Genomic DNA, 22,919 nt, shown 5'->3' on the forward strand with positions numbered 1-22,919 from the left:
TCCCTGGGGCGGCGTCAAGGTTCGGCACAGTGGCATCGTAGCCAGGCATGAGGACGATCCTGCTGCCCACCACGCTCGAAGAGCGCGTCGCGCTGCCACAAGGGTGGCGTTCGCTCGACTACGACCCCGCGCTGCCGCTGCCGACCGCGGGGCTCGACGCCGAGGTGCTGGTGGTGTGGGGGAACCGTCGTCCCGCGCTGGCGGACGCCGCGCGACGCCTGGCGGGGCTGCGCTGGGTCGCGTGCCTCGCGGCGGGCACGGACGCGGTCGACGACGCGGGCTTCGATCCGTCGGTCGTCGTGACGTCCGGTCGCGGGCTGCACGACGGGCCCGTCACCGAGCACGCGCTCGCGCTCCTGCTCGCGTGCGCGCGGCGGCTGCCCGACCTGGTGCGCGCGCAGGACGAGCGCCGGTGGGCCGGGGAGCTCGGCGGCGTGCAGCGGGTGCACGACACGAAGTTCCGCACCCTGGCGGGGGCGCACGTCGTGGTCTGGGGGTTCGGGTCCATCGCGACCAGGCTCGCCCCGCTGCTGGTGGCGCTCGGGGCGAACGTCACGGGGGTCGCGCGGACCGCGGGCGAGCGCGAGGGGTTCGGTGTGGTCACGCCCGACGAGCTGCCGCGCGTGCTGCCGACGGCCGACGCGCTCGTCGGGATCCTGCCCGCCACCGCGCAGACCCGGCACGCGATCGACGCGCGGGTGCTCGCGATGCTCCCGCCGCGCGCGTTCGTCGTGAACGTGGGGCGCGGCTCGACGCTCGACGAGAGCGCGCTCGTCGACGCGGTGCGCACGCGGCAGATCGCGGGTGCCGCGCTGGACGTGTTCGAGCGCGAGCCGTTGCCGCCGTCGAGCCCGCTGTGGGGCGAGCCCCGCATCCTCATCAGCCCGCACGCCGCCGGGGGCCGCCCGCAGCGTGCCGGGACGTTCCTCAGCGACGCGCTGCGGGCGTACGACGACGGGCGCCCGCTGCCGAACGTCGTCGCACGCTGACGCCCCGGCAGGTCACGTCGACCGTGCGGGGACGCGCGGCGCGCGGGGGCGGGCTGGCAGCGGGGGCAGAACGCCGAGCTGCGGTTCATGAACTCCACGCGTCGGATCGGCGTGCCGCAGCGCGGGCACGGGCGCCCCTCCTGCCCGTACACCGCGAGGCTGCGGTCGAAGTACCCGGACGCGCCGTTGACGTTGACGTACAGCGCGTCGAAGCTCGTGCCACCCTGCGCGAGCGCCTCGGACATCACCTGCGCGGCCGCGTCCAGCACCCGCGTGACGTCGGTCGGCCGCAGGGCCGCGGTCGGCCGCGCGAAGTGCACCTGCGCGCGCCACAGCGCCTCGTCGGCGTAGATGTTGCCGACGCCCGAGACGAGCGTCTGGTCCAGCAGGGCGCGCTTGATGCCGGTCCTACGCGAACGCACCGCGCGCACGAGGGCCGGCAGGTCGAGGGCCGGGTCGAGCAGGTCGCGCGCGATGTGTGCGACGGGCTCCGGGACGGTCGCGTCCGACGACCCGCGCCCACCGGGCGCACCGTCCGGGGTCGGGACGAGGTCCTGCACGCTCACGTGGCCGAACGTGCGCTGGTCGACGAAGTCGAGCGCGCCCCCGTCGTCGAGCACGAACCGCACGCGCAGGTGCGGATGGGCCGCACGGTCTCCCGCGGTCTCGTCCGACGAGCGCACCAGGAGCTGGCCGCTCATCCCGAGGTGGACGAGCAACGCCTCGTCGGCGGCATTCCGGTCCCCGGTGAGCGGCACCCACAGGAACTTCCCGCGCCGCACCGCTGCGGCGAGCGTGCGTCCCTGCACGCGGCCGACGAGGTCGGCGGGACCGCCCAGGTGCCGACGGACGCTGTAGTCGCGCAGCACCTGCGCGTCGAGCACGCGGCGGCCGACGACGTGACGTGCGAGCCCGTCGCGGACGGTCTCGACCTCGGGCAGCTCGGGCACGCGTCAGCCGGCGGCAGCCCCGGGAGCCGCAGCGTCGTCGTCCACCGCGCTCTCGGCCTGCAGCCGTCGGTACGCGGCCTCTGCGGCCTGCTGCTCGGCGACCTTCTTCGCCGGGCCGACGCCCGTGCCGCGCACCTCGCCGCCCACGACGGCGTGCGCGGTGAACGACCGCGCGTGGTCCGGGCCCTCGCCCACGACGTCGTAGTGCGGCGCACCGAGCCCGAGGGACGCGGAAAGCTCCTGCAGCGACGTCTTCCAGTCGAGACCTGCGCCCAGGTCGGCCGCCTGCGCGAGCGTCGGGCCGACGAGGCGCTCGACGACGACACGCGCGGTCTCGAGCCCGTGCGTCAGGTAGATCGCCCCGAACAGCGCCTCGAGCGTGTCGGACAGGATCGAGTCCTTGTCGCGGCCGCCCGTGGCGAGCTCGCCCTTGCCGAGCAGCACGTAGCGGCCCAGGTCAAGGTCCCGCGCGACGCCCGCGAGCCCGCGCTGCGACACGGTAGCGGCACGCATCTTCGCGAGCGCACCCTCGGGCTCGTCGGGACGCGTGCGGTACAGCGACTCCGTCACCACGAGGCCCAGGACCGTGTCGCCCAGGAACTCCAGGCGCTCGTTCGTCGGGATGCCGCCGGCCTCGTGCGCGAACGACCGGTGGGTCAGGGCGAGCACGAGAAGCTCGGGGTCCAGGTGGACCCCGAGCTTCTCGAGGAGTTCGGTGGCCATGTCGCCCCCGCCGGCACTCATGCCAGGGCCCGGGACGTCACGACTGCGCGCACCCGCGTCAGCGGGCGTCGTGCTCGCTGCGCAGCGCCTCGGCGTACTGACGGCCGTTGTAGGCACCGCACGACGGGCAGGCCGTGTGGGGCTTCTTGTCGGCCTTGCAGTTGGGGCACTGCGTGATCGTCGTGGCAGTGGTCTTCCACTGCGACCGACGCGCACGGGTGTTGCTGCGCGACATCTTGCGCTTCGGAACCGCCACGGCTAGCTCTCTTTCGTCTCGTCGTCCTGGCTCACCAGACCGCTCAGGGCGGACCAGCGAGGGTCAAGCGTCTCATGCGAATGGTCAGGGTCGTCCGCCAGGCGCGCTCCGCACTCGGAGCACAGACCCGGGCAGTCGGGCCGGCACAACGGCTGGAACGGCAGAGCCGGCACCACCGCGTCCCGCAGCGCGGGCTCCAGGTCGATCAGGTCGCCCTCGAGCTCACGCACGTCCTCACCCTCGTCGCCCTCCTCGGCCGCGGCCTTCGCGCGCTCGGGGTACGCGTAGAGCTCCGTGAGGAAGACGTCGACGTCGTCGACGACCTCGCCCAGGCAGCGCACGCACTCCCCGACCGCCCGACCACGGACGGATCCGGTGACCAGGACCCCCTCCATGACGGCCTCGAGCCTCAGGTCGAGCTCGAGATCCGCCCCCTCGGGGAAACCGATCACGTCGGTGCCGAGATCCGCGGGAGCGGCGACCGTCCGCTGCACGGTCCGCGTCGATCCCGGACGTCGGCCGAGCTCGTGGGTGTCGAGCACGAACGGCGAGCGGGGATCGAGGTGAACTGGGCGCTGCACGGCCGTCCCCTCGTCAGGTGCTGTTCCTTGGATTCTCGGTACCGCCAGACCGGCAGGACCAACGGACGATGCTACAGGTCCCGCGGGACGCCCCCAAATCCTCGGGCCGTGAGCGTCGCCACCACGACGAGGGTCGCGACGAGGGTCACGCCGAAGGCCACGACGAGGCCGCGGTTGGTCCGGGTATCGGCACGCCGAGCCGGAGCAGGTGCGGGGTCGGCGCGAGCGGGGTGGTGGGGTCAGACGTCGGTCGAGAGCCTGCCCGCGAGCTTCGCGCGGCCCGCCTGGACCTGCGCGAGCACCTTGCCCAGGTCGATCTCGAAGTCCGCGAGCCGACGGTCGCAGTAGTCGTCCGCGTCGCGTCGCAGCTCCTCGGCGGTGCTCTGCGCGTCGGCGACCAGCGCCGCCGCGTGCTCCTGCGCGGCCGTCACGACCGCCTCCTGCGCGACGAGCTCGGCCGCCCTCGCCCGCGCACGCTCCAGGATCCGCTCGGCGTCCTCCTGCGCGGCGGTGCGCGCGGCGTCCGCGTCGGCGAGCACCTGGTCGGCGCGGGTCAGCTGGTCGGGCAGCACCTCGCGGGCCTGCGCGACGAGGTCCAGCAGCTCGGCGCGGCTCACCAGCACCGACGACGACATGGGCATGTTCCGGGCGGACGCGACGGCCTGCTCGATCGCGTCGAGCACCCCCGTCAGGCCCTCGGTGCGCTCCTGCGCCTCGCTCACGACGATCCTCCTCCTCTCGCACGCACGGCCCGGTCCGGCGCGGTGCGCGGGTCCAGCCTCGCACCGCAGGTCGCCCCGCGCGGCTCAGGCACGGCTCAGGCGCGGGCCAGGGCGTCGCGCACGGCGTCCGCGACGCCCGCCGGGACCAGGTCCGCGACCGACCCGCCGAACCGCGCGACGTCCTTCACCAGCGACGACGCGATGTGCGCGAGCGCGGGGTCGCCCACCACGAACACGGTCTCCACGCCCGTGAGGTGCCGGTTCATCAGCGCCATCGGCAGCTCGCCGTCGAAGTCCGCTCCCCCGCGCAGGCCCTTGACCACCGCGGCGGCGCCGACCTCGCGCACGAAGTCCGCGAGCAGCCCGGGCACGACCTCGACCCGCACGCCCGCGTCCTGCGCGAACGCCGCCCGGGCGAGCGCGACCCGACGGTCGACGTCGAGCAGCGGGGACTTTGAGGAGTTGCGCGCGATCCCGACGACGACCTCGTCGAACATCGACCGCGCGCGCCGCACGACGTCGACATGACCGAGCGTCAGGGGGTCGAACGACCCGGGGCAGACGGCGAGGCTCACGTGCGTCAGCGTAGGCCAGCGTCCCGCGGGGCACGGTGCATCACGCGCAGCGTCCCCACGTCGTCGAGCGGCACCTGACCCACGACCGTGAACCCGAGCCGCTCGTAGAGCACCACGTCGCGTGCCTCCGCCGTGCACAGCCAGCTCGTCGCGCCGCGCTCGTCGCACGACGCGAGCCCCCGCGTGGCGAGCAGCGTTCCCAGGCCGCGGCCCTGCAGGTCCGGCCGGACGGCCAGCAGGTGCAGGTAGGTCGGCGCGCCCGCAGGCGCGAGGGCCGACGAGCGCCCGAGCGTCGCGAACAGGTGCGCGGCGCGCTCGGGGCCGACGACCGCGGCGACGACGCCGGGGACGGACGGCAGGCTCGTCATCACCGGGTGGTCGGCCGGCACGTCGGGCGGACGCCACGCGGCCACCGCCACGACCTCCCCGTCGACCTCCACGACGTCCACCCGCCCGACCGCGACGTACCGGTCGACGAGCGCACCGAACCACGCCGCGCACACGTCGTCGCGCGTCGCCTCGTCGGGCAGCGCCCACCGCACGAGCGAGTCGTCGTGGAACGCCAGCGCGAGGACCGTCCGGATCGCGGGGACGTCGTCCCAACGCGCCGCGCGCACCAGCCGCTCGTCGATCATCGTGGACCGCCCTCCTCGACGTCGTCGGGACCCTCGTCCGTGACCGCCGGCTCGTCCGGCTCGGCGAACCACACCGCCGTCTCGCCGTAGGAACGCGCGTCGAACCGGCGCACCCCGTCCGGCCAGGCGGGCTCGGGCGCCCGGCCCGAGCGCTCGACGACGACCACCGCGCCCGGGGCGAGGTGCCCGGCCAGGGCGCGCAGCACGGCCTCCAGGTCGGCCTCGGGCAGGTCGTACGGGGGGTCGACGAGCACGAGGTCCCACGGCGACAGCGGGGCCCGCTCGACGAAGCGCTCGGCCTTCTCGGCCACGACCACCACGCGGTCCCCGACGCCGAGCGTGACCACGTTGCGCCGGCAGACCTCGGCGGCCTGCCGCGCGAGCTCGACGAGGGTCACGGCCCCGGCGCCGCGGCTCGCGGCCTCGAGCCCGAGCGCACCCGAGCCGGCGTACAGGTCGAGCACGCGCGCGCCGGCGACGACGTCGAGGTGCTCGAGGCGCGAGAACAGCGCCTCGCGCACGCGCTCACTCGTCGGCCGCGTCCCGGCCCGCGGCACCTGCAGCGCCCGTCCGCCGACGCTGCCCGCGACGATCCTCGTCACGCCGTCCTCCCGTCCCCGACAACCCGACCTGCGACAACCCGACCTGCGACGACCCGATGTGCGACGACCCGACCTGCGGCCCGGCGACCGGAGCCGCACCAGGGACGGTGTGCCGTGCGCACAGCCTCGCCCATCACCGGCCCGGCCGTCACCTCGCCCGGTACCGGCCGAGCCCCGACCCGTCACGCACGGTCGAGGAACTCCTCGCGCTCGCCCGCCAGCAGCGCCTCGATCGCGTCGCGCAGCGCGGGGTACGACTCGAGCTCGGGGTCCTGCTCGACCACCGCGCGCGCGTCCGCCCGCGCCTGCTCGATGAGGTCACCGTCGCGCGTGACGCGCAGCAGGCGCAACGACGTCGACCCGCCGGACTGCGACGCGCCCAGCACGTCACCTTCGCGCCGCTGCTCCAGGTCGAACGCCGCGAGCGCGAACCCGTCGAGCGTCTCCGCGACCGTGCGCAGCCGCTCGTGCCCGGGACCGCCCTCCTGCGCGCCCGAGACGAGCAGGCACACGCCCGGCGCGCTGCCGCGGCCCACACGGCCACGCAGCTGGTGCAGCTGCGAGACGCCGAACAGGTCGGCGTCCAGGATCACCATCGCGGTCGCCTCGGGCACGTCGACGCCGACCTCGACGACCGTCGTCGAGACCAGCACCGGCACCGCGCCCGACGCGAAGTCCGCGAGCGCGCGGTCCTTCTCCTCGGGGGCGAGCCGCCCGTGCAGCATCCCGACGCCGACCCCGGCGAGCTCGGGCAGCGACCTCAGCTCCTCGACCACCTCGAGGACCGCCCGGGGCGGACGCCGCGGCGTCGCGCCCTGGTCGCCGAGCGTCGCGGGCTCGTCGGCCACGAGGTCCGCCCCGTCCGCGTCGTCGCCCGTGATGCGGGGGCAGACGACGTACGCGCGGCCACCCCGGGCGACCTCCTCACGGACGCGTGCCCACGTCCGGGACATCCAGGTGGGCAGGTGCGCGGGCACGACGAACGTCGTGATCGGGGACCGGCCCGCGGGCAGCTCGTCGAGCACCGACGTCTCGAGGTCCCCGAACACGGTCATCGCGACCGTGCGCGGGATCGGCGTGGCGGTCATGGCCAGCAGGTGCGGCTGTGCCGACGCCTTGGCGCGCAGCGCGTCGCGCTGCTCGACGCCGAACCGGTGCTGCTCGTCGACCACCACGAGCCCGAGCTCCGCGAACTGCACGGTCTTCTCGAGCAGCGCGTGCGTCCCGACGACGATGCCCGCGGCACCCGACGCGGCGTCGAGCAGCGCCTGCTTGCGCGCAGCACCCGTGACGGAGCCGGTCAGGAGCGCGACGCGCGTGCCCTGGTCGGCACCCCCGAGCATCCCGCCCTCGGCGAGGTCGCCGAGCATCGCCCGCAGCGACCGCGCGTGCTGGGCGGCGAGCACCTCCGTCGGCGCGAGCAGAGCCGCCTGCCCACCCGAGTCGACCACCTGCAGCATCGCGCGCAGCGCGACCACCGTCTTGCCGGACCCGACCTCACCCTGCAGGAGCCGCTGCATGGGGACGGGCTCCGCGAGCTCGGCGGCGACCTGCTCGCCCACCGTGCGCTGACCCGCGGTGAGCGTGAACGGCAGCCGCTCGTCGAACGCGTCGAGCAGCCCGCCCGGCACGTGGGGCCGGGCCACCGCGGGTTGCGCCGCCGCGCGCGCCCGGCGGCGCGCGAGCTCGGCCTGCAGCACGAACGCCTCCTCGTAGCGCTGCCGGCGGCGGGCCGCGCGCCAGTCCTCCTCGGTCTCGGGGCGGTGGATGGCGCGCAGCGCGGGCAGCAGGTCGCCCAGGCCGCGCGCGTCGCGCACCTGCGCGGGCACCGGGTCGGGGACGTCACCGTCCCGGAGCGGGTCGAGGACGAGCTGCACGGCGGTCGCGATCCGCGCGCTGTCGAGACCCGCGCTCGCCGGGTAGACCGGCAGCGGTCGCGCGGCGTGCTCGAGCGCCGCGCCCTCGTCGTCGGCGTCGAACCACACCGCCTCGGGGTTCGCGAGCTGCGCGCGGCCGTTGAACCAGCCGACCTTCCCCGTGAACAGCCCCCGCCGCCCGGGCCGCAGCTCCTGCACGAACCGCTTGGCCATGTGCTCGCGCTGCGCGAAGAACGCGAGGTGCAGCACCGACCGTCCGTCGGTGACCTGCGCCTCGACGCGGAGCTTGCCCGACGACCGCGCGCGCAGCACACCGGAGCACGAGCGCACCTCGGCGACCACCGACACCTTCTCGTCGATCACGAGACCCGCGATGTCCGTCAGCCGGCTCGGGTCGGCGTACCGGCGCGGGTAGTAGCGCAGCAGGTCGCCCGCCGTCCGCACGCCCAGGGCCTCGAACTTCGGCCCCGTGCGCGGCACGAGCGAGCCCACCGGGCGGTCGAGCCCCGCCGCGCGCCTCACCCCGTCCGCGTACCGCACGCGTCCTCCTTCGTCGTCCGCATCCTCGTCGCCCGCACCTCGAGTCAGTCCACCGCGACGAGCACGCGCGTCGCGCTCGCGTCCGCGAGCACGGTCGGCTCGAGCCCGTGCTGCGCCGCGACGCGCTCGACCTGCGCGGCCAGCACCTCGTCCAGCGGCCCCGGCACGACGACCGTCAGGCTCTCCGGGACCGGCAGGACGCCGTCCGTCAGGGCGCCGGCCGGGCGGTCGGGGAGGTCTGCCAGGCGGTCGGGCACCGCGCGCACGAGGCCGTCGACCGTCCGGCCGAGCTCCGCGACCGACGCGTCGGGCTCGAGCGCGGCCACCCGCGCGCGGGCCGTCGCGAGCGCCGCCGCGGCCGCTGCCGAGGTCCCCGCGGTCACGAACGCGAGCGTGGCGACCGCCGCGCGCGCCTCGTCGTCCGCGCCGAGCACCTCGACCCCGTCGATCCCGAGCAGCAGGTCCAGCTCGTCCCCCGCCACGGCACCACCGGGCACGACGAGCACGGCCCGGCCGGACTCGTCGCGCGCGTCCTCCACGGCACGCCGCACGTGCTCGGCCCGGACGGGCAGCTCGGGGCAGCGCACGACGACGACGGCCCCCGCGGTCGCGTACCAGGCGGCGAGCCCCGGTGACGCCGTCACGACGACCAGGCCCCACCCGTCCGGGCGCGGGCCGACCGCGGCGTCGACCACGTCGAGCCGCCGCACCACCACCTGCTCGCGCGCGCCCGCGGCGCACGCGTCGATCGCGGCGACCGGCTCGTCGGTGTGCACGTGCGCGTGCCACCAGCCGTCGGCCCCCACGACGGCGACCGAGTCCCCGACGGCCGCGAGCCCCTCGCGCAGATGGTCGCCCAGGTCCGCGCGCGGCGCCTGGACGACGAGCATGACCTCGAACGCCCCGCCGCCGTGCCCCGCGTCCGGCAGGTCGCCGTCCGCGTCCCGCGCCCGCGGCACGGAGCGCTCCGGAAGCCACAGCGCGGGGTCGCGTGCCGGCTCGCGCGTCACCGCCGCGACCAGCGCGTCCACGACGACGAGGAGCGCGCACGCCCCGGCGTCCGGGACGTGCGCGCGGCGCAGCACCGGGTGCGTGGCGGAGATCCGGGCGAGCGCCTGGTGCCCCGCGGCGGCCGCATGGGCCACGGCCTGCTCGGTCGGCGCACCGGCGTCCGCGGCGAGCCCGGCCGCCTCCGCGACCTCGTCGGCCAGCGTGAGCACGGTGCCCTCCTGCGGGTCCGCGAGCGCGAGCCGCGCCGCGCGCGCCGCGTCCCGCAGCGCGTCCGCGAGGACACGTGCCGGGCCGTCCTCGTCGCGCCGTGCGCGCCGCACGAAGCCTGCGAGCCACTGGCTGAGGATCACCCCGGAGTTGCCGCGCGCCGCGAGCATGGCGCCGCGCGCGAACGCCGCGAGGGCCGCCTCGGCGTCGGGCGGCCCACCCGGGGACGCGAGCAGGTCGTCGACCGCACGGGCGCCGCCCTCGACGGTGAGCCACGCGTTCGTGCCGGTGTCCGCGTCGGCCACGGGGAACACGTTGACGGCGTCGATGCGGCCCCGCGCACCCACGAGCCCCGCGCGTGCGGCGGACACCCAGGCGAGGGCCTGGTCGGTCCCGAGCAGCACGCGCGCTCCCTTCTCGTCGTCCCGCCGTGGTCTGGTAGTCGTGGTGGTCCGGTCGTCGTGGTGGTCCGGTCGTCGTGGTGGTCCAGTCGTCGTCGTCAGGTCGTCGTGCCGTCCGTCCCATCGGCGACGAGACCGCGCACCAGCCTGCCCGACGCGGCGGACGTCGGTGCGGCGCATCTCACCCTGCACCACCGCACCCACATTTGGGGGCCCTGCGCGCCATGGGCTAGTCTTGACCGGTTGCCCGACGGGTTCGGGCGCGCCCTGACGGGCGCGGTGGCAGGTTCGTCCGACGATCTCGTCCGACGGTCCGCGACCGCCGCCCACCGGGAAACACCGACTTCGCCGCGGACCTCGCGGCTGTTCAAGTTCGACCAGAGCAACAGGAGAAGACCGTGGCCGCCACCTGCGACGTCTGCGCCAAGGGCCCGAGCTTCGGGCACAGCATCTCGCACTCGCACGTCCGCACGAAGCGTCGCTGGAACCCGAACATCCAGCGCGTCCGCGCGGTCGTCGCCGGGACCCCCAAGCGTCTCAACGTGTGCACCTCGTGCCTCAAGGCCGGCAAGGTCCAGCGCGCCGTCTGAGTCGCACCTCCAGCATCGACCGCAAGGCCCGCGAGGAATTCTCCTCGCGGGCCTTGCGTCGTCGCGCCCGTGTGGCATGGTGACCCCATGGCCGAGCAGATCGAGGAGCTGACCATCCGCGCGGCAGGGCCGGCGGACGCCGCCGCGATCGCGTCCGTGCACGTGCGCTCGTGGCAGGAGGCGTACGTCGGGATCGTCTCCGCGACCTACCTCGACTCGCTCGACCCGCAGTCGGCGGCCGAGCGGTGGCGGCACCACCTCGAGCGCGGACCGGACGACGGCGTGCGGACGTGGCTCGCGCAGGACGGCGGCCGGCCCTTGGGCTTCGCGTCGATGGGTCCGAGCCGCGACGAGGACGCCGGCCGCGGCGACCTGGAGATCTACTCGATCTACCTCGACCCCGGGACGTGGGGGCACGGGGTCGCGCGTGAGCTCATGCGCACCCTCATCGCCGAGGCGGGCGACCACACGCCGCTGTCGCTGTGGGTGCTCGCGGCGAACGAGCGCGCGCGCCACTTCTACCGGCGCCACGGCTTCCAGCCCGACGGTGTCGAGCGGTTCGAGGACGTGGGCGGCGAGGAGCTGCTCGAGGTCCGCTACCGCCGCCGCTGACCGCCAGGACGCTCAGCCCGTCCGGCCGGCGAAGTGGTCCCAGCCCGTCGCGACACCGGGAGCCTCCCCGTCGAGGGTGACGGCGGGCTCGTCGTCCCCGGCCGGCTCCCCTCGGCCGACCACCCCACCGACCGCCCCGTCGACCACCCGGCCGATCACCCGGCCGATCACGCGAAACGGTGCCGGGAGCTCGGTCCCCGCGGGGAACGTCGCGAGCAGGCCGTGGTCCTCTCCTCCGCCGAGGACCCATGCCCACGGGTCGGCGTCGAGCCCGCGGGCCACGTCCGCGAGCGCGTCCGCGGCCGGGGCGAGGGCACCGCGGTCCAGGTCCACGCGGACCCCGCTCGCACGCGCGAGCCGCCCCGCGTCCTTGAGCAGCCCGTCGGACACGTCCATCATTGCGGTCGCGCCCGCGCGCGCGGCGTCCGGCCCCGCGGCGAGGGGTGAGCGCGGCCGCAGGTAGGCCTCGACGAACCGGGCGGGCACGTGCGCGGCGCGCGCGGACAGCGACGCCAGACCTGCGGCCGACCACCCCAGGACCCCCGCGTGCGCGACCACGTCACCGGTCCGCGCGCCGGAGCGCAGCACGGGGGCACGCCCCTGCAGGTCGCCGTGCGCGGCCACGCCGACGACGACGAGCGGCCCGCCCGACAGGTCCCCGCCGACCACGCCCGCACCCAGCGGGCCGCACTCGGCGGCGAGACCGCGCGCGAGCCCGACGACCCAGTCGACGTCCAGTTCCGCGGGTACGACGAGCGTCACGACCAGGCTCGTGGGCACCGCGCCCATCGCCGCGACGTCGGCCAGGTTCTGCACCGCCGCGCGTCGCCCGACGTCCTCGCCCGAGGACCACGGGCGACGGAAGTGCCGGTCCTCGACCAGCACGTCCGTCGTGACGACGAACCGCCCGTCCGCTGCCGCGACGACCGCTGCGTCGTCGCCCGGGCCCAGGAGGGTCGCCGCGCCCGCCGGCAGCTCCGGGACGATCCGGGCCAGCAGCTGCTCCTCGGTCAGGTCCGCGACTCGCACCCGCCCACGCTAGCGCCCGCGCGACGGCGAGCCAGCCCGCGCACGCGCTCGTGCGGAGCACGCCCCGCGAGTCGTTACGGTGGTGACGTGCCCCGCGCTGCTCGTCGTGCCCTCGCCCTCGCCCTCGTCCCGGCCGCCCTCGCCGGGTGCGCGTCGGCCGTCGCGACCGCCCCCGGCCCGCACGCGACGGACCCCGTGTGCGCGCAGGTCGTCCTCGCGACCCCCGACGAGCTAAGCGGGCTGGAGCGCCGCGACACCGACGCGCAGGCGACGACCGCGTGGGCCGACGACTCGGGCGCGGTGGTGCTGCGCTGCGGCGTCGAGCCGCTCGGACCGACCACCGACCGCTGCGAGAGCGTCGAGTCGCCCGACGGCACGTCGGTCGACTGGGTCGTCGTCGCGTCCGACCCTGACGACGAGGCGGGCAGCGACTGGACGTTCACGACGTACGGCCGCGTGCCGGCGGTCCAGCTCCTGGTGCCCGCCGCGATCGCGCGCACGCACCCGACCTCGTTCCTCGACGCGCTCGGCCCGGCCGTCCAGCACACGACGCGCGAGCGCGGCTGCCTGTAGCCGCGCCCGGCTCGGGGCCGGGCGTCAGCGCAGGCCGGTGGGGCGCTCGAGCGCGAGCCGCACCAGCTCGTCGACCAGTTCCGGGTAGGTCAGCCCCGTGGCCTCCCACATGCGCGGGTACATCGAGAACGGCGTGAACCCGGGCATGGTGTTGATCTCGTTGACGATCACCTCGTCGTCGGGCGTGACGAACACGTCCACGCGCGCGAGGCCCTCGCACCCGAGCGCCTCGAACGCCTGCACGGCGACCTCGCGCACGCGGTCCGTGACGTGCTCGGGCAGGTCGGCGGGGCACGCCAGCCGCACGGCCGCCTCGTCGAGGTACTTGGCCTCGAAGTCGTAGAACGCGTGCTTGCCCGCGTCGACGACGATCTCGCCCGGCAGCGACGCGCGCGCCCGCTCGCCGTGGTGCCCGCCGAGCACGCCGCACTCGATCTCGCGGCCCACGATCGCGGCCTCGACGACGACCTTCGGGTCGTGGCGCTGCGCCTCGGCGACCGCCGCGGGCAGGTCGGCGAGGTCGTCGACGCGCGTGATGCCCAGGCTCGAGCCGGCGCGCGCGGGCTTGACGAACAGCGGCAGCCCCAACGCGCGCACCCGCTCCGTCTGGCCCTGCGGATCGCGGTCGAACGCGCCGGGCAGGAGCACGACGAACGGCCCGACGGGCAGCCCCTGGCCCGCGAAGACGAGCTTCATCATGTGCTTGTCCATGCCGACGGCCGAGGCGAGCACGCCGTCGCCGACGTACCGCACGTCCGCGAGCTCGAGCATGCCCTGGAGCGTGCCGTCCTCGCCGAACGGGCCGTGCAGCAGCGGGAACACCACGTCGACCTCACCGAGCGGGAGCGGCACGTCACCGTCGGAGACGAGGTGCACCTCACGGTCCGACGACGACTGCGGGAGCTGCACGTGCGCACGCGCGTCCTCGACCTGCGGCAGCCGCCCCTCGGTGATCGCCCAGCGGTCCGGGTCGTCGTCCGCCAGCACCCAGCGCCCCTCGGGCGTGATCCCGACCGCGAGGACGTCGTACCGGTCACGGTCGAGCGCGCGCAGCACGCCGCCCGCGGTCGCGCAGCTGATCGCGTGCTCCCCGGAGCGGCCGCCGAACAGGACCATGACGCGGGGACGGGCGGAGGAAGCGGGGGCGCTCGTGTCGGCGGGCTGCGGCTGGGCGTTCATCGGGGACGACCCTACCTGCCGCCGACCAGGTGCCGACCGCGCGCGTACGCTGGCGCGGTGACCTCGCCGCACGCGCACCGGGCCCCTGCGACGCTCGTCGTGACCGCCGGACGCCCCGACCGCGGGCAGGGCGCGCCGCTCAACCCGCCGCTCGTGCTGTCCTCCACGTTCGTCTCGCAGGGCGTACCGGGCGACGAGCCGATGTACGGGCGCGCCGACACGCCCGCGTGGCACGCGTTCGAGGAGGCGCTCGCCGCGCTCGAGGCGTCCCCGACCCCTGCCCTCGTGCTGGGCTCGGGCATGGGCGCGATCGCGGCCGCGCTCTCGCTCGTGCCCTCGGGGGGTCGCCTCGTGCTCCCCCGGCACAGCTACCAGGTCACGCTCGGCTACGCGGCCGACCTCGCACGGCGCAGCGGCGTGCAGGTCGAGCTCGTGGACGTGGCGGACACCGATGCGGTCCTCGCCGCGACCCGCGGCGCCGACGGCACGCCGCCCGCGGACCTGCTGTGGGTCGAGTCCCCCACCAACCCGATGCTCGAGGTCGCGGACCTGCCCGCGCTCGTCGCCGGGGCGCACGAGGCCGGCGCGCTCGTCGCGGTCGACAACACGTTCGCCACGCCGCTCGTGCAGCGGCCGTTCGAGCACGGCGCGGACGTCGTCGTGCACTCCGTCACAAAATACCTCGCGGGGCACAGCGACGTGGTGCTCGGCGCGGTGCTCGCAGCCGACCCGCGGGTGCGTGCCCGCCTGCACGAGTACCGCACCGTGCACGGCGCGATCGCGGGGCCGTTCGAGGTCTGGCTCGCGCTGCGCGGGCTGCGCACGCTCGCGCTGCGGGTCGAGCGCGCCCAGGCCAACGCGCTCGAGCTCGCGCACCGCCTCGCGGCCCACCCGCGTGTCCTCGCGGTGCGCCACCCCGGGCTGCCCGACGACCCCGGGCATGCGCGCGCGACGAAGCTCATGGACGGCTACGGCTCGATCATCGGCATGCGCCCGGCAGGCGGGCCCGACGGGGCGGACGCGCTCGTCGACGCGCTGCGGCTCTGGGTGCCCGCGACGAGCCTCGGCGGCGTCGAGTCGACGCTCGAGCGGCGCCGCCGGTTCACCACCGAGTCCGTCACCGTGCCCGAGGACCTGCTGCGCCTGAGCGTCGGCATCGAGGACGTCGAGGACCTCTGGCGCGACCTCGACGCCGCGCTCGCGACGCTCTGAGCGCCCGGCACCCGGGGCGGCTCAGCGGACCACGACCTCCGAGCGGCGCGGCCGCGCGAGGAGCATGGGGGCGAGCTGGTCGACCGGCAGACCCTCGTAGAGCACCTTGACGACCGCCTCGGTGATCGGCATCTCGATCCCGAGCCGGCGTGCGAGCTCCAGGACGGGGCGGCACGTCTTGACCGCCTCGGCCGTCCCACCGGTCGCGGCAATGGCCTCGTCGAGCCCCATCCCCCGGCCGATGTGACCGCCGAGGGTGTGGTTGCGCGAGTCGGGGGACGCGCACGTCGCCATGAGGTCCCCCATGCCGGCGAGCCCGGGGAACGTCTCAGGGCGGGCCCCGAGCGCGAGCCCGAGACGCGTGATCTCCACGAGGCCCCGCGTGATGACCGTCGCCATGGTGTTGTAGCCCAGGCCGCGCCCCTGCGAGATGCCGACCGCGAGCGCGATGACGTTCTTCACCGCACCGCACAGCTCGACGCCCACGACGTCCGGGTTGGTGTACGGGCGGAAGTACGACGAGGCCACGGCGCGCGCGACGAGCGCGGCGGTCTCCGGCGACGTCGAGGCGACCACCGTGGCGGTCGGCTGGTGGCGCGCGATCTCGCGTGCGAGGTTCGGGCCGGAGACGACGGCCACGCGCTCGTCGGGAATACCCAGCGTCTGGGCGACGACCTCGCTCATGCGCTTGTCGGTGCCGAGCTCGACACCCTTCATCAGGGACACGACGACCGCGTCGTCGCGCAGCGCACCGCGCAGCGGCGCGAGGGTGTCGCGCGCGACCTGCGACGGCACGGCGACCGCGACGATGCGTGCGTGCGCGACGGCCGCGCGGGCGTCGGTCGTCGCGGTCACGGACGCGGGCAGGTCGATGCCGGGCAGGTAGGCCTCGTTGCGGTGCTGGTCCGCGATCTGCCGCACCACGGCGGCCGAGCGGCCCCACACGGTCACGTCGCACCCCGCGTCGGCGAGCACCGCCGCGAACGTCGTGCCCCAGCTGCCGGTGCCGAGGACGGCCGTGCGCAGCGTCTCGCCGTTCTCGTCGGACGCCGTCACGGCTGCTCCGGCCGGGCCGCGCGCTCGCCGCCGGACCGCTGCGCGTCGGGCTTGCGCATGTCGTACCGCACGGCGGGTGCCTGCTCGCCGCGGATGCCCTCGAGCAGCCGCGTGATGGCGTCCATGACGCGCTCCGTCGCCTCGCGCAGCGTCGCGGCGTCCTGCGGGCGCTCGTACAGGTCGTCGAGCACCACCGGCGGCCCGACGACGATCGTGACGGTCTTGCGCGGGATCGGCCTGAGCAGCTTCGCGTAGCGCCCCAGCAGGTTCTGCGGGCCCCACTGCGCGACGGGGATCACGGGGACGCGCGTCGTCAGCGCCAGCCGCGCGACGCCCGTCTTCCCGACCATGGGCCACAGGTCCGGGTCGCGCGTCAGGGTGCCCTCCGGGAACACCGCGACGGCGTCACCCTGCTGGAGCGCCGTGACCGCCGCGCCGAGCGACTCCCCCGCCGCGCTCGTGTTGCGGTAGACGGGGATCTGCCCGGTCGCGCGCAGGACGCGGCCCACCAGCGGGACCTTGAACAGCGGGTCCTTCGCGAGCACCTTGGGCGCCACGCCGTTGTCCCACAGGAAGTGCGCGAACGTCAGCGGGTCGACGTTCGTCATGTGGTTCGCCGCGACGATGAACCCGCGGTCGGTCGGAAGGTGCTCGACACCGTGCCAGTCGGGCTTGGTCATCGCCTTGAGCAAGGGTCGGACGATCCGCGCGACGTTGCGGTAGGCGCGGTTGGAACGGGCAGGCGGACGCACGACGAGCAGGCTACCTTCTGGCGGCGGGACGGGACCTGGGCGCCACCAGGGGACGGGGGTGCCCGAGGTGCGGGGTCAGTCGCGGCTGAACTCCGCCCCGAGCGCCGAGAGCTTGTCCATGAAGTGCTCGTACCCGCGGTCGATCAGGCTGATCCCCCGCACCTGGGACGTGCCCTTCGCGGTGAGCGCCGCGATGAGATGGCTGAAGCCGCCGCGCAGGTCCGGCACCTCGATGTCCGCCGCCGACAGGGGCGTCGGGCCGCTGATGACCGCCGAGTGGTAGAAGTTGCGCTGGCCGAACCGGCACGGCCGCCCGCCCAGGCACTCCTTGTAGACCTGGATCGTCGCGCCCATGCCGACGAGCGCGTCGACGAACCCGAACCTGTTCTCGTACACCGTCTCGTGCACGATCGACAGGCCCTTGGCCTGCGTGAGCGCGACGACGAGCGGCTGCTGCCAGTCCGTCATGAAGCCGGGGTGCACGTCCGTCTCGAGCTGGATCGAGCGCAGGTCGCCGCCCGGGTGGTAGAAGCGGATGCCCTCGTCGTCGACCGCGAACTCGCCGCCCACCTTGCGGAATGTGTTGAGGAACGTCGTCATCTCCGGCTGCGTCGCTCCGCGCACGTAGATGTCACCGCCCGTCGCGAGCGCCGCGGACGCCCACGACGCCGCCTCGATGCGGTCGGACAGCGAGGTGTGCTGGTACCCCTCGAGCCGCTCGACGCCCTCGATGCGGATCACGCGGTCGGTGTCGACCGAGATGATCGCGCCCATCTTCTGCAGGACGTTGATCAGGTCCATGATCTCGGGCTCGATCGCCGCGCCCGCCAGCTCGGTGATGCCGTCGGCGCGGACCGCCGTGAGCAGGAGCTGCTCGGTGGCGCCCACGCTCGGGTACGGCAGCGCGATCTTCGTGCCCTGCAGGCGCCGCGGGGCGCTGAGGTAGATGCCCTGGGGGCGCTTCTCCACGACCGCGCCGAACTGGCGCAGGATGTCGAGGTGGTAGTTGATCGGCCGGTCGCCGATCCGGCAGCCACCCAGGTCGGGGATGAACGCCTCGCCCAGGCGGTGCAGCAGCGGGCCGCAGAACAGGATCGGGATGCGGCTCGAGCCGGCGTGCGCGTCGATGTCCGCGACGTGCGCGATCTCGACGTCGCTCGGGTCCAGGCGCAGGGTGCCGGCGGCGTCGTCGGCCTCGACGCGCACCCCGTGCAGCTCGAGCAGCCCCTTGACCACCGCGACGTCCCGGATCTGCGGCACGTTGCGCAGCACGCTGGGGGTCTCCCCCAGGAGCGCGGCCACCATGGCCTTCGACACGAAGTTCTTGGCGCCACGCACGGTGATCTCTCCCCGCAGCGGGTTGCCACCGTTGACGTACAGCAGATCGTTCACGCGCCCATCCTCGCCTACCCACGGCACCGGCCCCCGACCACACGGGGGCCCGACACCTTGCTCCGCACGACACCTTCACAGGCCGGCGACACCCGCGCGCGCGGGTGTCGCCCCGCACGACGACGCCGTGACGACCTCTTGCCGAGCCGCTTGCGCGCACCCGGTCCGTTCTTGGCCTCGACCTCCCACCGGCGCCATGTACCGCGCGCCGACGAGGGGCCGTCCGCCCGAGCACAGCCAACCAGGACCGTCGCGGAGTTCTTCCCGCACCGGCGTCTCCGGCGCGACGGACCGCTGCCCACGCTAGCGCGAACGCGGTGCCCGCACGCGACGGCCCCGGCGCACCCGTCCGGGGCGCACCGGGGCCGTCGTCGTACCGGGCGGGTCAGGCGGGGCGGCGCCCGATCGCGACCTCGACCGGCCGCGCTGCCTTGATCTCCACCGGCGGGAGGTGCTTGGCGGGCAGCGTCGCGGGACGCCACGACTCACGACGCTCCTCGAACGCGGAGATCTCGTCGACGTGCTGCAGCGTCAGGCCGATGTCGTCCAGACCCTCCATGAGCCGCCAGCGCGTGTAGTCGTCCACGTGGAACGGGACGACGACGTCGTCGCACTGCACGGTGCGCGCGACCAGGTCGACCGTGACCTCGGTGCCCGGGCGCGTCTCGAGGATCTTCCAGATCAGCTCGATGTCCTCCTGGGCGACCTGAGCGGCCAGCAGGCCCTGCTTGCCCGAGTTCCCGCGGAAGATGTCCGCGAACCGCGCCGAGACCACGACCTTGAAGCCGTAGTCCTTGAGCGCCCACACCGCGTGCTCACGCGACGAGCCCGTCCCGAAGTCGGGGCCCGCGACGAGGACCGAGCCGGAGCGGTAGGCGTCCTGGTTGAGGACGAACTCCGGGTCGCCGCGCCACGCCGCGAACAGCGCGTCCTCGAACCCCGTGCGCGTCACGCGCTTGAGGTAGACGGCGGGGATGATCTGGTCGGTGTCGACGTTGCTGCGACGCAGCGGGACCCCGACGCCGGTGTGCTGGGTGAACTTCTCCATGGGTCTGTCTCTCTCGTTCGTCGTCGGGTCGTCAGACCGTCTGGAGGTCGGCGGCGGGGCCGGTCAGCGGCGAGCCGTCCGGCGCGGGCCGGCCCGTGCCCAGGTCCGCGTAGGACGAGAGCGTGCCGCGGATGGCGGTCGCGGCCGCGACGAGCGGCGAGACGAGGTGGGTGCGCCCGCCCTTGCCCTGGCGGCCCTCGAAGTTGCGGTTCGACGTCGACGCCGAACGCTCCCCCGGAGCGAGCTGGTCGGGGTTCATGCCCAGGCACATCGAGCAGCCCGCGTTGCGCCACTCCGCACCGAAGTCGAGGAAGATCTTGTCGAGCCCCTCGGCCTCCGCCTGCAGGCGCACGCGCGCCGACGACGGGACCACGAGGACGCGCACGTCGTCGGCCTTCTTGCGGCCCTGCACGACCTTCGCGACCGAGCGCAGGTCCTCGATGCGGCCGTTGGTGCACGAGCCGATGAAGACCGTGTCGACCTTGATCGAGCGCAGCGGCTGGCCCGGCGTCAGGCCCATGTACTCGATCGCGCGCTCGGCGGCGACGCGCTCGTTCGCGTCCGCGATCTGCTCGGGCACGGGCACGTCGGCCGACAGCGGCAGGCCCTGGCCCGGGTTGGTGCCCCACGTGACGAACGGCTCGAGGTCCGCGGCGTCCAGGACCACCTCGGCGTCGAAGACCGCGTCGTCGTCCGAGTGCAGCGTGCGCCAGTACTCGACCGCCGCGTCCCAGTCGGCGCCCTCGGGCGCGTGCGGGCGGCCCTTGAGGTACTCGAACGTGGTCTCGTCGGGCGCGATCATCCCGGCGCGCGCACCGGCCTCGATCGACATGTTGCAGATCGTCATGCGCGCCTCCATCGACAGCGCGCGGATGGCCTCGCCGCGGTACTCCAGCACGTACCCCTGGCCGCCACCGGTGCCGATCTTGGCGATGACCGCGAGGATGATGTCCTTGCTGGTCGCGCCCTCGGGCAGACGGCCGTCGACGGTGATCGCCATGGTCTTGAACGGCGCGAGCGGGAGCGTCTGGGTCGCGAGCACGTGCTCGACCTCGGACGTGCCGATGCCGAACGCGAGCGCGCCGAACGCGCCGTGCGTGGACGTGTGCGAGTCGCCGCAGACGACCGTCAGGCCGGGCTGCGTGAGGCCGAGCTGCGGGCCGACCTGGTGGACGATGCCCTGGTCCGCGTCGCCGAGCGAGTGGATGCGCACGCCGAACTCGGCGGCGTTGGTGCGCAGCGTCTCGATCTGCGTGCGGCTCGTCGCGTCCGCGATCGGGCGGTCGATGTCGAGCGTCGGCGTGTTGTGGTCCTCGGTGGCGAGCGTCAGGTCCGGGCGACGGACCGGACGGCCGGCGAGCCGCAGGCCCTCGAACGCCTGCGGGCTGGTGACCTCGTGGACGAGGTGGAGGTCGATGTAGAGGAGGTCAGGGGCTCCGTCCGTGCCTCGTCGCACGACGTGCGCGTCCCAGACCTTCTCCGCCAACGTACCGGACATGTGCTGCGGTCCTGTTCTGCTCGTCCGGGTGGGGGTGTTCCCGGTTCTCGGGGCCGATCGGGGTGACTTCTCGAACGCGTCGTGCCTCTGCACTTGCATCTCAGCCTGCGAGACGCCAATATCGGCCTATGGACAACTCTAGCGGAGTCGGCGTCCTGGACAAGGCCGCAGCCGTCCTGAGCGCGCTCGAGGCCGGTCCGGCGACCCTCGCGCAGCTCGTGACCGCCACCCATCTTGCTCGACCGACCGCCCACCGGCTCGCCGTCGCGCTCGAGCACCATCGTCTCGTCGCCCGCGACATGCAGGGCCGGTTCGTGCTCGGCCCGCGCCTGTCCGAGCTCGCCACCGCGGCGGGCGAGGACCGGCTGCTCGCCGCGGCCGGACCGGTGCTCGCCGCCGTGCGCGACCACACGGGCGAGAGCGCGCAGCTCTACCGCCGGCAGGGTGACCAGCGCATCTGTGTCGCTGCCGCCGAGCGGCCCATCGGCCTGCGCGACTCCATCCCCGTCGGCGCGACGCTCACCATGCAGGCCGGCTCGGCCGCGCAGGTGCTGCTCGCATGGGAGGAGCCCGACCGGCTGCACCGCGGGCTGCAGGGCGCCAAGTTCACCGCGACGATCCTGTCCGGCGTGCGCCGCCGCGGTTGGGCCCAGTCCGTGTCGGAGCGCGAGGTCGGCGTCGCGTCGGTCTCCGCACCCGTGCGCGGGCCGTCGGGACGCGTCGTCGCGGCCGTCTCGGTATCCGGACCGCTCGAGCGTCTGACCCGCCAGCCGGGCCGCCTGCACGCCGCCGCGGTCGTCTCCGCCGCCAACCGGCTGACCGAGGTGCTGCGCCGCACCGCGGAGTGACACCCGCCACCTCCCCACGTCCCCCCAGAGGTCCGAGACCTCACGCGATGGCCCCGGCCCTGCGCCGGGGCCATCGTCGTGCATGAGAGGCGCCGAGCACACCGCGCTCACGACGTCATCTTCACGAGGATCAGCTCACGACGACGAAGGCCCGGTCACCGTGGTGACCGGGCCTTCTGACGTACCCCCGACCGGATTCGAACCGGCGCTACCGCCGTGAGAGGGCGGCGTGCTAGGCCGCTACACAACGGGGGCCTATCGCCTGCGTGACCCGTGGGCCTCGCTTGCGTGTGAACACTTTACCCGACGTCCGCTCGTGCTCCGAACCGTCCGATCAGCGGTGCTCGCGCTGGGGTACCAGGACTCGAACCTAGACTAACTGAACCAGAATCAGTCGTGCTGCCAATTACACCATACCCCATGGGGTATAACTTCCGGGCCTCCCGGCAGCCTCACGACGGGGCGTGAGGGCCACTCGGTTCGGACTGATCCGGACGTCGTACCGCCCGTGAACGTTACCCGGTCGCAGGCCCGACGACCAAACCGCTGCCGTGAGAGCCGCGCCACGCCGCTCAGCGAGGGATCTGGGCGATCTCCGCCGCGTCGTACCAGAGCAGGTCCGCGTCGTCGACGCGCTCCGCCGCCGCCACGTCGCCCTCGAGCGCCCGGGCGACGTCCGCCGCGACCTCGGGCTCGTCGACGTGCACGCACGCGATCGCGTCGCCACCCACGGCGTCGACGAGCGCGACCGCGCTCGGGCCCGCGTCGTCGGGTGCGGCGTCGAGCCGGACGGCGCCGTCGGGGACGTCGACCGTCACGACGAGCCGCAGGCGCGGTGCGTCACCGCGCGCGGCGAGCATCGCGAGGCTGTCGTCCGCGGCCATGAGGTGCGCGGAGAACTCGAGCCCCTCGTCGTCCTCGTCGGGCAGCGCGGCGCGCAGTGCGGCGGTGACCGCGTGAGCGGTCCGGGGGCCGAGCGTGACCGAGCCGTCGGCGGCGGGGTCGAGCTCGTCGAGCGTGGCGGGCAGGTAGAGGCGCACGACGTCAGTGTGCCGCGAGTG

Annotated in this window: 23 protein-coding genes, 2 tRNA genes and 1 pseudogene; 6 read left to right on the forward strand and 20 right to left on the reverse strand. The window is 74.7% G+C overall.

Annotated elements, in window-relative coordinates; translation table 11 throughout:
- The first annotated feature begins 47 nt into the window (after positions 1-47).
- A complete protein-coding gene (locus CBP52_RS07640) occupies positions 48-989 on the forward strand; it encodes an NAD(P)-dependent oxidoreductase (RefSeq protein WP_094182242.1) in 942 nt (313 codons plus the stop codon).
- A gap of 38 nt (positions 990-1,027) precedes the next feature.
- On the opposite strand, the pseudogene mutM reads toward CBP52_RS07640, so the two are convergent.
- The 10 genes and pseudogenes from mutM to CBP52_RS07690 form a co-directional block, all read right to left on the reverse strand.
- Positions 1,028-1,939, reverse strand: a pseudogene (mutM, locus tag CBP52_RS07645) (bifunctional DNA-formamidopyrimidine glycosylase/DNA-(apurinic or apyrimidinic site) lyase); the annotation flags it as partial.
- A 3-nt stretch (positions 1,940-1,942) separates the two neighbouring features.
- A complete protein-coding gene (rnc, locus tag CBP52_RS07650) occupies positions 1,943-2,662 on the reverse strand; it encodes a ribonuclease III (RefSeq protein ID WP_232514706.1) in 720 nt (239 codons plus the stop codon).
- A 58-nt stretch (positions 2,663-2,720) separates the two neighbouring features.
- Positions 2,721-2,918, reverse strand: a complete 198-nt coding sequence (gene rpmF, locus CBP52_RS07655; RefSeq protein WP_094180454.1) for a 50S ribosomal protein L32 — start codon at positions 2,916-2,918, stop codon at positions 2,721-2,723.
- 2 nt (positions 2,919-2,920) lie between these two features.
- Complete coding sequence (locus CBP52_RS07660) at positions 2,921-3,499, reverse strand: DUF177 domain-containing protein (RefSeq protein WP_094180455.1); 579 nt, start codon at positions 3,497-3,499, stop codon at positions 2,921-2,923.
- A 239-nt stretch (positions 3,500-3,738) separates the two neighbouring features.
- On the reverse strand, positions 3,739-4,221 hold the full coding sequence (locus CBP52_RS07665) for a hypothetical protein (protein WP_094180456.1): 483 nt from the start codon (positions 4,219-4,221) through the stop codon (positions 3,739-3,741).
- A gap of 95 nt (positions 4,222-4,316) precedes the next feature.
- Complete coding sequence (gene coaD / locus CBP52_RS07670) at positions 4,317-4,796, reverse strand: pantetheine-phosphate adenylyltransferase (protein ID WP_094180457.1); 480 nt, start codon at positions 4,794-4,796, stop codon at positions 4,317-4,319.
- 5 nt (positions 4,797-4,801) lie between these two features.
- A complete protein-coding gene (locus CBP52_RS07675; protein WP_094180458.1) occupies positions 4,802-5,431 on the reverse strand; it encodes a GNAT family N-acetyltransferase in 630 nt (209 codons plus the stop codon).
- Positions 5,428-6,033, reverse strand: a complete 606-nt coding sequence (gene rsmD, locus CBP52_RS07680) for a 16S rRNA (guanine(966)-N(2))-methyltransferase RsmD (RefSeq protein WP_094180459.1) — start codon at positions 6,031-6,033, stop codon at positions 5,428-5,430. The genes CBP52_RS07675 and rsmD overlap by 4 nt, the downstream gene beginning before the upstream one ends.
- Positions 6,034-6,215: 182 nt before the next feature.
- Positions 6,216-8,450 carry an ATP-dependent DNA helicase RecG gene (locus CBP52_RS07685; RefSeq protein WP_094180460.1) on the reverse strand — a complete coding sequence of 745 codons (2,235 nt, stop codon included), beginning with the start codon at positions 8,448-8,450 and terminating at the stop codon, positions 6,216-6,218.
- A 44-nt stretch (positions 8,451-8,494) separates the two neighbouring features.
- Entirely contained in the window at positions 8,495-10,072 is a 1,578-nt protein-coding gene (locus tag CBP52_RS07690; RefSeq protein WP_198303548.1) for a DAK2 domain-containing protein, read from the reverse strand.
- A gap of 395 nt (positions 10,073-10,467) precedes the next feature.
- Here CBP52_RS07690 and rpmB point away from each other — a divergent pair, with 395 nt between their 5' ends.
- Together rpmB and CBP52_RS07700 are read left to right on the forward strand one after the other, a co-directional pair.
- Complete coding sequence (gene rpmB / locus CBP52_RS07695; protein WP_019136706.1) at positions 10,468-10,659, forward strand: 50S ribosomal protein L28; 192 nt, start codon at positions 10,468-10,470, stop codon at positions 10,657-10,659.
- A gap of 87 nt (positions 10,660-10,746) precedes the next feature.
- Positions 10,747-11,271, forward strand: a complete 525-nt coding sequence (locus CBP52_RS07700) for a GNAT family N-acetyltransferase (protein ID WP_094180462.1) — start codon at positions 10,747-10,749, stop codon at positions 11,269-11,271.
- Positions 11,272-11,283: 12 nt separating this feature from the next.
- On the opposite strand, the gene CBP52_RS07705 is transcribed toward CBP52_RS07700, so the two are convergent.
- Positions 11,284-12,300, reverse strand: a complete 1,017-nt coding sequence (locus CBP52_RS07705) for a thiamine-phosphate kinase (RefSeq protein WP_094180463.1) — start codon at positions 12,298-12,300, stop codon at positions 11,284-11,286.
- A gap of 87 nt (positions 12,301-12,387) precedes the next feature.
- On the opposite strand from CBP52_RS07705, the gene CBP52_RS07710 reads away from it, so the two are divergent.
- The gene (locus CBP52_RS07710) at positions 12,388-12,873 is read left to right on the forward strand and encodes a DUF3515 family protein (RefSeq protein ID WP_094180464.1); all 486 of its coding nucleotides are present in this window, start codon (positions 12,388-12,390) and stop codon (positions 12,871-12,873) included.
- Between the two features lie 24 nt (positions 12,874-12,897).
- Here the strand turns inward: CBP52_RS07710 and CBP52_RS07715 are convergent, their stop codons facing one another.
- A complete protein-coding gene (locus CBP52_RS07715; RefSeq protein ID WP_094180465.1) occupies positions 12,898-14,052 on the reverse strand; it encodes a D-alanine--D-alanine ligase family protein in 1,155 nt (384 codons plus the stop codon).
- Between the two features lie 57 nt (positions 14,053-14,109).
- Between CBP52_RS07715 and CBP52_RS07720 the strand changes: the two genes are divergently transcribed.
- Positions 14,110-15,264 (forward strand): PLP-dependent aspartate aminotransferase family protein, encoded by a 1,155-nt coding sequence (locus tag CBP52_RS07720; RefSeq protein ID WP_094180466.1) that lies wholly within the window; start codon positions 14,110-14,112, stop codon positions 15,262-15,264.
- Positions 15,265-15,285: 21 nt separating this feature from the next.
- On the opposite strand, the gene CBP52_RS07725 is transcribed toward CBP52_RS07720, so the two are convergent.
- The 5 genes from CBP52_RS07725 to leuC form a co-directional block, all read right to left on the reverse strand.
- On the reverse strand, positions 15,286-16,320 hold the full coding sequence (locus CBP52_RS07725) for an NAD(P)H-dependent glycerol-3-phosphate dehydrogenase (protein WP_094180467.1): 1,035 nt from the start codon (positions 16,318-16,320) through the stop codon (positions 15,286-15,288).
- Positions 16,317-17,072 (reverse strand): 1-acyl-sn-glycerol-3-phosphate acyltransferase, encoded by a 756-nt coding sequence (locus CBP52_RS07730; protein WP_094180468.1) that lies wholly within the window; start codon positions 17,070-17,072, stop codon positions 16,317-16,319. Before CBP52_RS07730 ends, CBP52_RS07725 begins: the two co-directional genes overlap by 4 nt.
- A 75-nt stretch (positions 17,073-17,147) precedes the next feature.
- Positions 17,148-18,464, reverse strand: a complete 1,317-nt coding sequence (gene murA / locus CBP52_RS07735) for a UDP-N-acetylglucosamine 1-carboxyvinyltransferase (protein ID WP_094180469.1) — start codon at positions 18,462-18,464, stop codon at positions 17,148-17,150.
- Positions 18,465-18,849: 385 nt separating this feature from the next.
- Complete coding sequence (leuD, locus tag CBP52_RS07740) at positions 18,850-19,512, reverse strand: 3-isopropylmalate dehydratase small subunit (RefSeq protein ID WP_094180470.1); 663 nt, start codon at positions 19,510-19,512, stop codon at positions 18,850-18,852.
- A 31-nt stretch (positions 19,513-19,543) separates the two neighbouring features.
- Positions 19,544-21,010 (reverse strand): 3-isopropylmalate dehydratase large subunit, encoded by a 1,467-nt coding sequence (leuC, locus tag CBP52_RS07745; RefSeq protein ID WP_094180471.1) that lies wholly within the window; start codon positions 21,008-21,010, stop codon positions 19,544-19,546.
- A 128-nt stretch (positions 21,011-21,138) separates the two neighbouring features.
- On the opposite strand from leuC, the gene CBP52_RS07750 reads away from it, so the two are divergent.
- On the forward strand, positions 21,139-21,858 hold the full coding sequence (locus tag CBP52_RS07750) for an IclR family transcriptional regulator (RefSeq protein WP_094180472.1): 720 nt from the start codon (positions 21,139-21,141) through the stop codon (positions 21,856-21,858).
- Between the two features lie 182 nt (positions 21,859-22,040).
- Here the strand turns inward: CBP52_RS07750 and CBP52_RS07755 are convergent.
- The 3 genes from CBP52_RS07755 to CBP52_RS07765 form a co-directional block, all read right to left on the reverse strand.
- Positions 22,041-22,113, reverse strand: a tRNA-Glu gene (locus CBP52_RS07755).
- A gap of 94 nt (positions 22,114-22,207) precedes the next feature.
- Positions 22,208-22,279 (reverse strand) — tRNA-Gln (locus CBP52_RS07760).
- A 151-nt stretch (positions 22,280-22,430) separates the two neighbouring features.
- Entirely contained in the window at positions 22,431-22,898 is a 468-nt protein-coding gene (locus CBP52_RS07765; RefSeq protein ID WP_094182243.1) for a hypothetical protein, read from the reverse strand.
- Positions 22,899-22,919: the final 21 nt, after the last annotated feature.

Source organism: Cellulomonas sp. PSBB021 (assembly GCF_002240455.1).
In the GTDB taxonomy this organism is placed as follows: Bacteria; Actinomycetota; Actinomycetes; order Actinomycetales; family Cellulomonadaceae; genus Cellulomonas; species Cellulomonas uda.